At 67.9% G+C, this 11,894-nt stretch carries 14 protein-coding genes; 7 read left to right on the top strand and 7 right to left on the bottom strand.

Translation table 11 applies throughout. The annotated features are described in order from the left end of the window. Positions 1-17: 17 nt before the first annotated feature. The 3 genes from ASD59_RS04490 to queF form a co-directional block, all read right to left on the bottom strand. Positions 18-1,664 (bottom strand): phytoene desaturase family protein, encoded by a 1,647-nt coding sequence (locus ASD59_RS04490; RefSeq protein WP_055828904.1) that lies wholly within the window; start codon positions 1,662-1,664, stop codon positions 18-20. Positions 1,665-1,772: 108 nt separating this feature from the next. Then, on the bottom strand, positions 1,773-2,654 hold the full coding sequence (locus ASD59_RS04485) for a DUF817 domain-containing protein (RefSeq protein WP_082560039.1): 882 nt from the start codon (positions 2,652-2,654) through the stop codon (positions 1,773-1,775). 71 nt (positions 2,655-2,725) lie between these two features. Beyond that, complete coding sequence (queF, locus tag ASD59_RS04480; RefSeq protein ID WP_055828901.1) at positions 2,726-3,187, bottom strand: preQ(1) synthase; 462 nt, start codon at positions 3,185-3,187, stop codon at positions 2,726-2,728. Positions 3,188-3,393: 206 nt separating this feature from the next. Between queF and ASD59_RS04475 the strand changes: the two genes are divergently transcribed. The 7 genes from ASD59_RS04475 (at position 3,394) to ASD59_RS04445 (ending at position 7,305) form a co-directional block, all read left to right on the top strand. After that, the gene (locus ASD59_RS04475) at positions 3,394-4,320 is read left to right on the top strand and encodes an NAD(P)H-dependent flavin oxidoreductase (RefSeq protein ID WP_055828898.1); all 927 of its coding nucleotides are present in this window, start codon (positions 3,394-3,396) and stop codon (positions 4,318-4,320) included. Between the two features lie 30 nt (positions 4,321-4,350). Further along, positions 4,351-5,055: a TorF family putative porin gene (locus tag ASD59_RS04470; protein WP_055828896.1), complete on the top strand. Its 705-nt coding sequence runs from the start codon at positions 4,351-4,353 to the stop codon at positions 5,053-5,055. Positions 5,056-5,093: 38 nt separating this feature from the next. Continuing rightward, positions 5,094-5,306 carry a hypothetical protein gene (locus ASD59_RS04465; protein WP_055828893.1) on the top strand — a complete coding sequence of 71 codons (213 nt, stop codon included), beginning with the start codon at positions 5,094-5,096 and terminating at the stop codon, positions 5,304-5,306. 161 nt (positions 5,307-5,467) lie between these two features. Beyond that, complete coding sequence (locus tag ASD59_RS04460; protein WP_055828888.1) at positions 5,468-5,680, top strand: cold-shock protein; 213 nt, start codon at positions 5,468-5,470, stop codon at positions 5,678-5,680. Between the two features lie 215 nt (positions 5,681-5,895). Then, the gene (locus ASD59_RS04455) at positions 5,896-6,498 is read left to right on the top strand and encodes a fasciclin domain-containing protein (protein ID WP_082560038.1); all 603 of its coding nucleotides are present in this window, start codon (positions 5,896-5,898) and stop codon (positions 6,496-6,498) included. 223 nt (positions 6,499-6,721) lie between these two features. Then, on the top strand, positions 6,722-6,934 hold the full coding sequence (locus ASD59_RS04450) for a cold-shock protein (protein WP_055828885.1): 213 nt from the start codon (positions 6,722-6,724) through the stop codon (positions 6,932-6,934). 101 nt (positions 6,935-7,035) lie between these two features. Continuing rightward, positions 7,036-7,305: a hypothetical protein gene (locus tag ASD59_RS04445; protein WP_055828881.1), complete on the top strand. Its 270-nt coding sequence runs from the start codon at positions 7,036-7,038 to the stop codon at positions 7,303-7,305. Between the two features lie 69 nt (positions 7,306-7,374). Here the strand turns inward: ASD59_RS04445 and ASD59_RS04440 are convergent, their stop codons facing one another. The 4 genes from ASD59_RS04440 to ASD59_RS04425 all read right to left on the bottom strand — a co-directional run bounded on the left by ASD59_RS04440 (position 7,375) and on the right by ASD59_RS04425 (position 11,849). Continuing rightward, positions 7,375-8,538 carry a cystathionine gamma-synthase gene (locus ASD59_RS04440; RefSeq protein WP_055828878.1) on the bottom strand — a complete coding sequence of 388 codons (1,164 nt, stop codon included), beginning with the start codon at positions 8,536-8,538 and terminating at the stop codon, positions 7,375-7,377. A gap of 111 nt (positions 8,539-8,649) precedes the next feature. Continuing rightward, complete coding sequence (locus tag ASD59_RS04435; protein WP_055828875.1) at positions 8,650-9,477, bottom strand: alpha/beta hydrolase family protein; 828 nt, start codon at positions 9,475-9,477, stop codon at positions 8,650-8,652. Between the two features lie 7 nt (positions 9,478-9,484). Beyond that, complete coding sequence (locus ASD59_RS04430) at positions 9,485-10,312, bottom strand: alpha/beta hydrolase family protein (protein ID WP_055828871.1); 828 nt, start codon at positions 10,310-10,312, stop codon at positions 9,485-9,487. Positions 10,313-10,445: 133 nt separating this feature from the next. Continuing rightward, the gene (locus ASD59_RS04425) at positions 10,446-11,849 is read right to left on the bottom strand and encodes a pyridoxal-phosphate dependent enzyme (RefSeq protein ID WP_055828868.1); all 1,404 of its coding nucleotides are present in this window, start codon (positions 11,847-11,849) and stop codon (positions 10,446-10,448) included. Positions 11,850-11,894 lie beyond the last annotated feature (45 nt).

Genomic DNA, 11,894 nt, shown 5'->3' with positions numbered 1-11,894 from the left:
GTTCCAGGTTCCAGGTTTTAGGGAAGGCCCAGCCCCACCCTGGCCCCTAGCCCCTGGCCCCTGGCCCCTGGCCCCTGGAACCTACCCCCCAGGTCCTTCAGCACCGCCCGCGCCGCATTGTGACCCGGCGCGCCGGTGACGCCGCCGCCCGGATGGGCGCCGGATCCGCACAGGTACAGGCCGGGAACCGGCATGCGGTGGTCGGCGTGGCCCAGCACCGGGCGGGCGCTGAACAGCTGGTCCAGCGACAGCCGGCCATGGAAGATGTCGCCGCCGACCAGGCCGAAGCGCCGCTCCAGATCGCGCGGCCCCAGCGCCAGCCGGCCGACCACCGACGCCTTGAACCCCGGCGCATGGGCCTCGACCGTCTCGATCATGAGGTCCGCCACGGTGTCGCGATGTTCGTCGCCGAGCGTCGGATCGACATGCTGGCAGAAAAGGCTGGCGACATGCTGTCCCGGCGGCGCGAGCGTGTCGTCCAGGGTCGAGGGGATCAGCATCTCCACGATCGGCTTCGACGACCAGCCGTTCAGACGCGCCTCGGCATGGGCCCGGTCCATATAGGACAGGCTCGGGGCGATGATGATGCCGGCGGTCAGATGGTCGCCCTGTCCCGGCAGGGCGGTGAAGTTCGGCAACTCCGACAGGGCCACATTCATGCGGAAGGTGCCCGAACCCGACTGGTAGGCGCCGATCCGCTCGCGGAAGTCGGCCGGAACGACGGCGTCGTCCACGAAGCGCTCGAACAGAAGGCGCGGATGCAGGTTGGACACCACGGCCCGCGCCCGGACCACGTCGCCGGCCTCGGTCACCGCCCCGACGGCCCGGCCCTTCTCGGTCAGGACCGAGGCGATCGGCGTGTCCAGCCGTACGTCGACCCCGACCTCGGCGCAGGCGGCGGCCATGGCCTGGGTGATGGCGCCCATGCCGCCGATGGCATGGCCCCAGACGCCCTTGCGCCCGTTCACCTCGCCGAACACGTGGTGCAGCAGCACATAGGCCGATCCCGGCGTGTACGGACTGGCGTAGTTTCCGACGACGCTGTCGAAGCCGAACAGGGCCTTGATCGGATCGCTCTCGAACCAGCCGTCCAGCCAGTCGCCCGCCGACTTGGCGAACAGGTCCAGCAGGTCGCGCCGCCCGGTGACATCCAGCCCCGCCGCCTGTTTGCCCAGCGACACGCCCTTCAGCAGTTCCGGCAGCATGGCCATCCAGCCGGCCTCGACCATGTTGGGCGGCGCCTTCAGAATCCAGTCGCGCAAGACAGACGCCACGACCTCCAGCCGCGCCTCATAGTCGGGCAGCCGCTCCGCATCGCGGGTCGAGAATTTCGCCAACTCCGCCTGCGTCCGCCCCTCGCCGGCCAGGAAACGGCGGCCGTCATCGAAGGGCAGGAAGTTGGACACCTTGCGCTCGACCACCCGCAGGCCGTGCCGCGCCAGCTCCAGATCGGCGATGATCTTCGGGTTCAGCAGGCTGACGGTGTAGCTGGCGGTCGAGTTGCGGAAGCCGGGATGGAATTCCTCGGTCACCGCGGCCCCGCCGACCACATGGCGGCGCTCCAGCACCGTGACCTTCAGCCCCGCCTTCGCCAGATAGAAGGCGCACACCAGCCCGTTGTGGCCCCCGCCCAGGATGACGACGTCGGTGGTGGTTGTGGTCATGGTTCCCTTTTACTCCGTCATCCTCGGGCTTGACCCGAGGATCAGGCCCGGCGGTCGCAGGGTGTCAGAACCCTTTGCGTCCAGCCCTCCCAACCTCCGATCCTCGGGTCAAGCCCGAGGATGACGGTCTGAAGGCAGAACCTCCTCCTCCGGCCGGTGCACCAGCGACACCAGCACCACGCTGATCATCATCAGCAGGAACCAGCTGCCCAGCTTGGCCAGCGACACCGGATGCCAGCCGTCGCTCTGGGACGGATAGACCCAGGCGTTGGCGAAGGTGGCGATGTTCTCGGCCAGCCAGATGAAGGTCGCGACCAGGAAGAATCCCAGCAGGAAGGGCATGGCCCGCCGCGTCCGGTCCGGGGTGAAATAGAACCAGCCGCGCCCGAACAGCACCGCCGTCAGGGCGAACAGGCCGAGGCGAATGTCCGGCAGCCAGTGGTGGGCGAAGAAGTTGACGTAGATCGCCGCCGCCAGCACCCAGGTCGTCCACAGCGGCGGGTAGTGGCGGAATTTGATGTCGAAGATGCGCTGGATGCGGGCGATGTAGCTGCCCACGGCCGCATACATGAAGCCCGAGAACAGCGGCACCATGCCGATGCGCAGGATGCTGTCCTCGGGATAGATCCACGACCCGGCCTGGGTCTTGAACAGCTCCATGATGGTGCCGACCACATGGAAGACGAAGATGACCCTCGCCTCCTCCCAGCTCTCCAGCTTCAGCGCCAGCATGGCCGCCTGGATGGCCAGCGCCCCCACCACGAGGAAGTCGTAGCGGCTGACCGCCGCCTGATCCGGCCACCACAGATGTGTCGCCAGCAGCAGGGCCAGCATCGCCCCGCCGAACAGACAGGCCCAGCCCTGCTTGATGCCAAACATCAGGAACTCGAAGCCGTAGCGGCTCCACGCCCGCCGGTCGGCCCGGGTCTGGAGACGGCCCAGCCAGTGACGGCCCCAGGTTTCGAGTGGAAGGCGGGAGGAATCGGTCATGAGGTCACCCTGACCGCATCCGCCCGTTCAGGCATGAGCGGAATGTGAGCATTTCGCGCGGTCGGGCGAATTCACCCCCGCCCGCGATAGGTCGGCACGCCCTGGTCCGGCAGCCACAGCCCCGCCGGCGCGGCCCCCGTCTGCCAGAAGACGTCGATCGGGATGCCGCCGCGCGGATACCAGTAGCCGCCGATCCTCAGCCATTTCGGCTGCAGCAGGTCGGCGATCTTCTTTCCGATGGCGACGGTGCAGTCCTCGTGGAAGGCGCCGTGGTTGCGGAAACTGGTCAGGTACAGTTTCAGCGACTTCGACTCGACCAGCCAGTCGCCCGGCGCATAGTCGATGACGATGTGGGCGAAGTCCGGCTGGCCGGTCACCGGGCACAGGCTGGTGAACTCCGGCGCGGTGAAGCGGGTCAGATACAGGGTGTCCGCGTGGGGGTTAGGCACCCGCTCCAGCTCGGCCGTTTCCGGGCTCGTCGGCTGGACGGTGTGTTGGCCGAGCTGGTGCAGGCCTGAGGTGTCGGTGGTCATGGCGGGGATGTAGCGGGTTCCCCCGATCCCGTCATCCTCGGGCTTGACCCGAGGATCGGACGTTCCGGCGCACGATGCCGACTGTCAGTCTACCGGCTGGCCCCGCCTCCGATCCTCGGGTCAAGCCCGAGGATGACGGCGGAACAAAGTTTGCCTTCCCCCGCGACAGCCCGCTATCCGTAGCCAAAGACAACTGGGAAAACACCATGGCCATTCCGGCTTCGCTGAAAAAGGGCCTGAAACTGCCGGTCATCGCCGCGCCCATGTTCCTGGTCTCCGGACCGGATCTGGTGGTCGAGGCCTGCAACGCCGGGGTGATCGGCACCTTCCCCTCGCTGAACCAGCGCACCACCGAGGGCTATCGGGACTGGATCCACGAGATCAAGGGCCGGCTGAAGCCCGACGCCGCCGCCTTCGGCGTCAACCACATCGTCCACCCGACCAATCCCCGGCTGATGGCCGACATGATGGTGACGGTCGAGGAACAGGTTCCGCTGGTCATCACCTCCCTGGGGGCCGTGCGCGACGTGGTCGAGGCGGTGCACGGCTACGGCGGCGTGGTCTTCCACGACATCGCCAACATCCGCCACGCCCGCAAGGCGGCCCAGGCGGGCGTCGACGGCCTGATCCTGGTGGCCAACGGCGCGGGCGGCCACGCCGGCGTGGTCAATCCCTTCGCCCTGGTCGACGAGGTCCGCTCCTTCTTCGACGGGACCATCATCCTGTCCGGCTGCCTGTCGACCGGCTCCGACGTCGCCGCCGCCCTGATGATGGGCGCCGACTTCGCCTATATGGGCACCCGCTTCATCGCCACGACCGAGAGCGGCGCCCAGGGCGAGTACAAGGAGATGATCGTCGATGCGGGGGCCAGCGACATCACCTACACCCCCGCCGTCTCGGGCATCCCCGCCAATTTCCTGACCCCGTCGCTGGTCGCCAACGGCATCGATCCGAAATCCCTGCCCGAGCACAAGCTCGACATGGGCGAGGAGGCGAAGGCCTGGAAGACGGTCTGGTCGGCCGGCCAGGGCGCCGGCGCGGTGCATGACATTCTGCCCACGGCGCAGCTTGTCGCTCGGCTCGCGGACGAATTTTCGCAAGCTTGTGACAAATTCGACAAGAAGCGTCTCTAGACCCCGCCTCGTTCAACGAGGCCGACTCACATGCTCCGCACCCTGACGACCGCCGCCACGGCGACCGCCCTGCTCGCCTTCGCCGGTTCCGCCGCCGCCCAGGAGGCCGCGCCGGCCGCCGGAAGCTGGTCCTTCGCCTTCGGCGCCGCGACCGACAACCGCTCCAAGGACGCCTCCAAGTCGAATGGCGAGGCCTATGTCTGGGGTCAGGCGGAGTGGGAGAGCGCCTCGGGTCTGTTTTACGCCGGCGTGGGCGCCGAGACGATCAAGAGCTCGACCGGCTCGGAGCTGGAAACGGAAATCGGCGCCGGCTTCACCCCGGAACTGGCCGGCTTCGATCTGGACCTGAACGCCACATACAAGCAGCAGATCGACGCCAATCCGGGCGCGGACGACAACGCCTGGGAGTTCACGGCCGACGTCAAACGCTCCATCGGCCCGGCCAGCGGCCGCCTTCGCCTGCAGCACTCGCCCGACGGAACGGGCGGCACGCGCGCGTGGACCTGGTACGAGGCCCGCCTCGGCTGGGAGTTCACCGAGAAACTCGAAGCCACCGCCTCCATCGGCCGCCGCGAGCAGGACAACAGCATCGACTACACCGGCTGGAACGCCGGTTTCACCTACGCCCTGACCGACAATCTGGAGGCCGAGGTCCGTTATCACGCGACCGACGCCGACGTCCCGGGCGAGCAGTATGCGGACGCCCTGGTCGCCGGGATCAGCATCGCTTTCTGAAACCTCGCTTTTTGCGGCGAAGCTCCTATCTAGGAGCAATGAGCAACCATCGTCCCACGACCCTCGAGCGCGCCTATGAACTGGCGCGCGGCGGGGGCTGCCGCACCGTCGGCGAGATCAAGACCGCGCTTCAGGCCGAAGGGTTCGAGCGCATCCAGGACTCGCTGTACGGTCCCACCCTGACGGCCGCGCTGCGCAAGCTGTGCCAGGAGCACTACGTCCCCGCCCCCGAGGGCGAGGCGGCTGAGTAGCCCACGACTTGATTTTGCCGCGCCGACAGGTCAAAAGCGTTTTGTCGAGCTCTCTGCGAAACGCCACCCTCTGCTTTCGCACTGAGGTCTAGCCGCTCCTTTCAGACCCGACAGGCTCCAGGGGCTCTTCCCTGAGGTCAACGCTAGCGGAGGTCCTGAAAATGGCTACCGGCACTGTTAAATGGTTCAACTCCACCAAGGGCTACGGCTTCATCCAGCCTGACGACGGCGGCAAGGACGTCTTCGTCCACATCTCGGCCGTCGAGCAGGCGGGCCTGCGCGGCCTGGATGAAAACCAGAAGGTTTCCTACGAAATCGAGCGCGACAAGCGTTCGGGCAAGGAATCGGCTGGTCAGCTGAAGACCGAAGGCTGAGGTCCCGCGTCGGCCTTGGCCGATGCATGATTTCGACGGCGGCGAGGGCGGGAGCCTTCGCCGCCGTTTCGTTTTGGGGGCTTGCAACGTCCGACCCCGCTTTCCGGTTGCGGGGCGTGGCCAGACGCCGCAGATCGTCGTCATACGGCATCCGTCTCGCTCCGGTCGCCGTCTCTCCGCCGAGCCGTATAGACGGCCGCTCAGGAGAGACGCAGATGACACTGACCCCTACCCGCACCCTGCTCATGGCCGCCCTCGCTGCCGGCGCACTCACAGCCGCCGGCTGTTCCTCCATGGATGGCATGGGCTCGATGGACGCCGGCGCTGACGCAAATGCCGCCGTCATGGTCGGCGGCGCCGCCATGTATCCGAACCGGACCATCGTCGAGAACGCCGTCAACTCGCGCGACCACACCACCCTTGTGGCCGCCGTGACCGCGGCCGGTCTTGTGCCGACCCTGTCAGGATCCGGCCCCTTCACGGTCTTCGCCCCGACCAACGCCGCCTTCGCCAAACTCCCGGCCGGTGCGGTCGACAGCCTGGTCCAGCCGGCCAACAAGGCGACCCTGACCAAGATCCTGACCTACCATGTCGTGTCGGGACGGGTCAGCGCGTCAGACCTGATCGGCCGTATCCGGACCGGCGGCGGTCGCGCGGCGCTGACCACCGTCGAGGGCGGCGTGCTCACGGCCTCCCTGCGGGGAGACTCCGTGATCCTGACCGACGAAAAGGGCGGCGTCGCCACCGTGACCCAGGCCGACGTCTTCCAGTCGAACGGCGTCATTCACGTCACCGACACCGTCTCCATGCCCGACTGACGAAAGCCCGGCGGAGCCTGCACTGTCGGGCTCCGCCCCCTCCGTCCGGAATCATCGAGCTTGCTATTCGAAGGGAAAGGGCCCATTTGGGGCTACGTCGATCTCTTGCGAAACGCTGCTGCCCCTTTGCATCGCGCACCGAGGTCCAAAGCCGATCCCATTCAGACCCGACAGGCCGATCCGGAACCTCTTCCGGCGGTCAACGCCTAACGGAGGTCTCAAAATGGCTACCGGCACTGTAAAATGGTACAACTCCACCAAGGGCTATGGCTTCATCGCCCCCGATGACGGCGGCAAGGACGTTTTCGTCCACGCCTCGGCCGTTGAAACGTCCGACCTGGGCACGCTCAACGAAAATCAGAAGATTTCCTACGAAGTCGAACGCGATTCGCGTTCGGGCAAGGAATCGGCCGGTCGCCTCAAGGCTGCCGAATAGTTTCCGACAAGCGACCCTGCCGGGGGTAATCCCCGGCTGACGGAAGGGCCGGCTGCCGAACAGGCGCCGGCCCGACTGCTTTTCAACCCCAGGAGACTTCGATGACCCCGCTTGCCGACATGATCCCGACCATGAGCGACCCGGACCTGAAGGCCCTGCGCCTGAACGCCCTGCGCCTGTCCGCCTCGACCACCGCCTCGCCCACCCAGATCGCCTCGGCCGCCGACGTCATTCCCCTGATCGACGCCGAAGTGGCCCGCCGCGCCGCCGACAAGACGACCGCCGTGAAGAAGCCCCGCGCCCCGGCCAAGAAGAAGGTCGTCCCCGCCACCGGCCACCAGACCGCCCTGCCCGACTCCAAGGCCGCCTGAGCCGACGCACTCCCTCTCCGTCATCCTCGGGCTTGACCCCGGGATGACGCCGCAGGGCCTGGCCCTCGATCAGCCCAGCGCCTGATCCAGGTCCGCGATCAGATCCTCGACCTCCTCCACGCCGACAGACAGCCGGATCAGGTTGTCGGTCACGCCGCCCGCCTCGCGGACCTCCTTCGGCACCGAGGCGTGGGTCATGATGGCCGGGTGGTTGACCAGGCTTTCGACGCCGCCCAGAGACTCCGCCAGGGTGAAGACCTGAACCCGCTCCAGCACCCGCCTGGTCCGCTCCAGATCGCCGTCGATCAGGACCGTGACCATGCCGCCGTACTGGCCGTTCATCTGGCGTGACGCCAGGGCGTGCTGCGGGTGGCTGATCAGCCCGGGATAGATGACCTTCGCCACCCCTTTCCGGTCTTCCAGCCAGCGCGCCACGGCCATGGCGTTCTCGTTGTGCGCCTTCATGCGCAGGCCGAGCGTCTTGAGGCCCCGGTTGGCCAGGAAGGCGTCGAACGGCCCCATCACCCCGCCGATCGAATTCTGGAGGAATTTGATCTCCTTCGCCAGGTCGGGGTTGGCCGTCACCAGCGCGCCGCCGATGATGTCGGAGTGGCCGTTCAGATATTTGGTCGCCGAATGCATGACCACGTCGGCGCCCAGCTTCAGCGGCTGCTGGCTCCACGGCGTGGCGAAGGTGTTGTCGACGATCAGCAGCAGGCCGTGCGCCCTGGCGATCCGGGACAGGCCTTCGATGTCGGCCAGCTTCATCAACGGATTGGTCGGGGTCTCGGCCCAGATCAGCCTGGTCTTCGGCGTGATCGCCGCCTCGACCTTCGCCAGATCGCTGAGGTCGACATAGGCGAAGTCCAGCCCCATCGACCGGCGCCGCACCCGCTCGAACAGCCGCCACGAGCCGCCGTACAGGTCGTCGCCGGTGACGATGTGCGAGCCGGCGTCCAGCAGCTCCAGCGCCGTCGAGGTCGCCGCCATGCCGCTGGCGAAGCCGAAGCCGTGCGTCCCGCCCTCCAGATCGGCCAGACAGGCCTCGAACGCCTCGCGTGTCGGGTTCTTGCCGCGGGCGTATTCATAGCCCTTGTTCACGCCCGGGCTTTCCTGGGCGTAGGTCGAGGTGGCGTAGATCGGCGTCATCACCGCGCCCGTCGTCGGGTCGGGCCGCTGGCCGGCGTGGATGGCGCGGGTCGAGAACCCCTGGCTGTTCTTCAGCTTGGTCATGGTCTGTCCTTGGGCGGGGCGGCGGATGTGCTGGGTGTGGAAGGCCGGCGGCGGGGGAAGTTTCCGCCCGTTTCAGGCGGCATGAACAGATGGCCGGGACGGGCCGACAGTTCAACCCGTCGGAGCGCCGGGACGCGGCGCGGACCGCTCGCGCCGGGCCTCGACGAAGGTCCGCGTCAGCGCCATGACCGAGCACCAGGTGGGCAGGTCATACTGATGCCCGTCGAAGTCGAGCGCCTGAACCTCGACCGCGGCGCCGGCCGCGCGAAGGCTGTCGGCCAGTTCCAGGGTCGCGCGGACGGGCACGGCCTCGTCCCGCCGGGCGTGAAGCAGGAGAAACGACAGGTCGCGGCCTTCCAGCGTCTCGTCGACCCCTCCGCCCCCGGCCACGATCACCGCGGAACGGACGCCTCCCTCTGACGCGGCGGCCGCATCGACCGCGACGCCCGCACCGCGAGAGTATCCCCACAGGACCACCTGGTCGGGAGAGACCCCGGGCTCGGCGGCCAGACGGCGGGCCGCGTCCAGCGCCGCGTCGCGCCAGGCCCGGGCGTTGACCGTGCGCCGGCGCGGGTCGGGCCTCGAAGCGTCGAAATAGGCCGGCAGGATGACGCGGTAGCCGCGCGAGGCGAGCTGGATGGCGTGGGCGTCGAACAGGATGGCGTTCATCTCGAACCCCGTGCCGCCGTGCAGCATCACGACCCCCGCTCCGTTGACCTCGCCGCGCGGGGTGTAGAGGTGGGCCCGCACCGGGCGGCCCCGGCTCCGGAAGGTGATCAGTTCGCGCGACGCCCGCACCGCCACGTCGTCCGCGCAACCGGGAACGCCGACGCGCGGCGCGGCTTGCGGAGCCTGCGCCATGGCGGCCGGCTCGCCCGCGAGCCCAAGGACCGTGGCCACGGCCGCCGCGAGCGGGGTCAGGCCGGTGCGGCGGCGCATCGGCGGCTCACCCGGCGGGCGTCGTCGGGACCGGCGGAGCGCCCTCGACCAGCAGGTTGGCGTCCAGGAAGCCCCGCGTCAGGCGGAACGCCTCGCACCAGGCTGCGGGATTCAGCTCGTGATCGCGCGAGTCCAGCATCTGAACGTCGACGGTCGCGCCTCGCAGGCGGAGATTGGCGGCCAGGCTGCGCATCGAGCTGGGGCTGACCGCCGTATCGGCGCGCCCGTGGATCAACAGCACCGGCATTTCGCGTCGCCCGCGCGAGGGCTCGCTCCAGATGTCCGTGCCAGTTTCCAGACCGATGGCGAGGGCTGCGGGGGCGTCCGGAACCACCGAGCCGTCGGTGGCCAGGAAGCCGCCGTAGGAATAGCCCCACAACGCGACCCGCTGCGGATCGACGTTCGGCTGGGCGCCGACGAAGCGCACCGCATCCGCCCCGACCCGGGCCCAGGCGACCATGTCCACGCCCGTCCGTCGCGCACGGAAGGGGCGGGCGTCAAAATAGTTCGCGACCAGCACGACATAGCCGCGCGACGCCAGCTGGATGGCGTGAGGGTCAAAGCGCTGGGCGTCTCCGCCAAACCCCAGTGCGCCGGGCAGCAGCACGACGGCGGCTCCGTTGTGGTAGCGCGGCTTGTAGATGAGGGCGTGGATGGCGTGGCCGTCGCTGGTGAACTCGATCAGCTCGCGCGTCGCATTCTGGCGCACATCGTCCGGGCACCCCGTCGCGGAGGGCGCCGCGGGTGCGGCTTGCGGAGGGGTATGGGCGGAGGCGGGCGCCGCCAGCAAGAACAGGCTGGCGGCGGCGAGGCCAAGGGTCGGCAAGCGGGTCATCGATCGTCTCGACTGGAAAAGAGGTCCAGCCCTCAGTCAGGCCTACAAATTCGCCGCCGTCCAGACGATTCGCCACGAATTCGCCACACCATGAACACCCCGACGCCACAGCGCCCCAGCCTGGCGCAGCGACCTAGCGGTTCAGGCTCAGGTGATTGATCAGGTCGGTCCGGGTGATCAGGCCCACGAATTTCTCGCCGTCCAGCACGATCGCCACGCGATCGCGGTCGAACAGCGGGATCAGGGCGTCCAGGCTTTCGCCGACCTGAACGGTGTCGAGGTCCCGCGTCATCACCGCGCCGACCGGCTTTTTGAAACGCTCCTGCCGCGTGATCTCGTCGGTGTTCATCACATGGACGATGTCGCTCTCGTCCAGGATGCCCACCAGCCGGCCGTCCTGAATGATCGGCAGCTGGGACACGTCGGCGCCCCGCATCCGCTTGAAGGCGGTGTCCAGCGTATCGTCCGGCCCCGCCACCACCACGTCGCCCTTCTCGTATTTGCGCGAGATCAGGTCCGACAGGTCGCCATGCAGCGGCTGGTCGCCCAGTCCCTGATCGGCCAGCCAGGCGTCGTTGTAGACCTTGGACAGGTATTTGGCGCCGGTGTCGCAGACGAAGGTCACGACCCGCTTCGGTTCGGTCTGTTCGCGGCACCAGCGCAGGGCGGCGGCGATCAGCGTTCCCGATGACGAGCCGGCCAGGACGCCTTCCTTGAGCAGCAGTTCGCGCACCGTCGCGATCGCCTCGGCGTCGGGGATCGAATAGGCCCTGTCGATCAGTTCCATCTTCGCGGTGTCGGGCACGAAATTCTGGCCGATGCCCTCGACGGTGTAGCTGCCCTCCGGCCCGGGAACGCCCTCGTTGACGATCCCCGCCAGGGTCGAGCCGACCGGATCGGCCAGGATGATCTCGGCCTTCGATCCCACGCTCTTCAGATACTGGGCGATGCCGGTGATGGTGCCGCCCGAGCCGATGCCGGCCACGAAGGCGTCGATGTCGCCGCCCATCTGTTCCCAGATCTCCGGACCCGTGGTCTGGAAATGGGCCAGGGAGTTGGCGTCGTTGGCGAACTGGTTGACGTAGAAGCCGCCCGGAATCTGCTGCGCCAGCCGCTCGGCCATGTCGGTGTAATATTCCGGATGCCCGTGCGGCACGTCCGAACGCGTCAGCCGAACATCGGCGCCCATGGCCCTGAGATGCTGGATCTTTTCCTTGGACATCTTGTCCGGGATGACCAGCAGCACCTTATAGCCCTTGGCCTGACCCACCAGCGTCAGCGCCAGCCCCGTGTTGCCGGCCGTCGCCTCGACGATGGTGCCGCCGGGCTTCAGAAACCCCTCCGCCTCGGCCGCCGCGATCATCGACAGGGCGATGCGGTCCTTGATCGACCCGCCCGGGTTCTGGGCCTCCAGCTTGAGGAACAGGCGGCACGGCCCGGTGTCGATCTTCGTCACCTCCACCATCGGCGTCTTGCCGATCAGGTCCAGCAGGGAGCCGGTCGGACCGGACAGGACAGGGGTGGCGGCCAACGACATTCAAACACTCCGGAAGGTTCGCGCCGGAAGCTAGGCGCAGCCTCT

The organism is Brevundimonas sp. Root608 (genome assembly GCF_001427825.1).
GTDB lineage: Bacteria > Pseudomonadota > Alphaproteobacteria > Caulobacterales > Caulobacteraceae > Brevundimonas.
The sequence above is the reverse complement of the archived record's forward strand: the minus strand, read 5'-3'. Positions and strand labels throughout refer to the sequence as shown.

Bases quoted from the DNA above. Each gene is read 5' to 3' on its own strand.
- ASD59_RS04490 (WP_055828904.1), bottom strand. From the start codon at position 1,664: ATGACCACAACCACCACCGACGTCGTCATCCTGGGCGGGGGCCACAAC.
- ASD59_RS04485 (WP_082560039.1), bottom strand. From the start codon at position 2,654: ATGACCGATTCCTCCCGCCTTCCACTCGAAACCTGGGGCCGTCACTGG.
- queF (WP_055828901.1), bottom strand. From the start codon at position 3,187: ATGACCACCGACACCTCAGGCCTGCACCAGCTCGGCCAACACACCGTC.
- ASD59_RS04475 (WP_055828898.1), top strand. From the start codon at position 3,394: ATGGCCATTCCGGCTTCGCTGAAAAAGGGCCTGAAACTGCCGGTCATC.
- ASD59_RS04470 (WP_055828896.1), top strand. From the start codon at position 4,351: ATGCTCCGCACCCTGACGACCGCCGCCACGGCGACCGCCCTGCTCGCC.
- ASD59_RS04465 (WP_055828893.1), top strand. From the start codon at position 5,094: ATGAGCAACCATCGTCCCACGACCCTCGAGCGCGCCTATGAACTGGCG.
- ASD59_RS04460 (WP_055828888.1), top strand. From the start codon at position 5,468: ATGGCTACCGGCACTGTTAAATGGTTCAACTCCACCAAGGGCTACGGC.
- ASD59_RS04455 (WP_082560038.1), top strand. From the start codon at position 5,896: ATGACACTGACCCCTACCCGCACCCTGCTCATGGCCGCCCTCGCTGCC.
- ASD59_RS04450 (WP_055828885.1), top strand. From the start codon at position 6,722: ATGGCTACCGGCACTGTAAAATGGTACAACTCCACCAAGGGCTATGGC.
- ASD59_RS04445 (WP_055828881.1), top strand. From the start codon at position 7,036: ATGACCCCGCTTGCCGACATGATCCCGACCATGAGCGACCCGGACCTG.
- ASD59_RS04440 (WP_055828878.1), bottom strand. From the start codon at position 8,538: ATGACCAAGCTGAAGAACAGCCAGGGGTTCTCGACCCGCGCCATCCAC.
- ASD59_RS04435 (WP_055828875.1), bottom strand. From the start codon at position 9,477: ATGCGCCGCCGCACCGGCCTGACCCCGCTCGCGGCGGCCGTGGCCACG.
- ASD59_RS04430 (WP_055828871.1), bottom strand. From the start codon at position 10,312: ATGACCCGCTTGCCGACCCTTGGCCTCGCCGCCGCCAGCCTGTTCTTG.
- ASD59_RS04425 (WP_055828868.1), bottom strand. From the start codon at position 11,849: ATGTCGTTGGCCGCCACCCCTGTCCTGTCCGGTCCGACCGGCTCCCTG.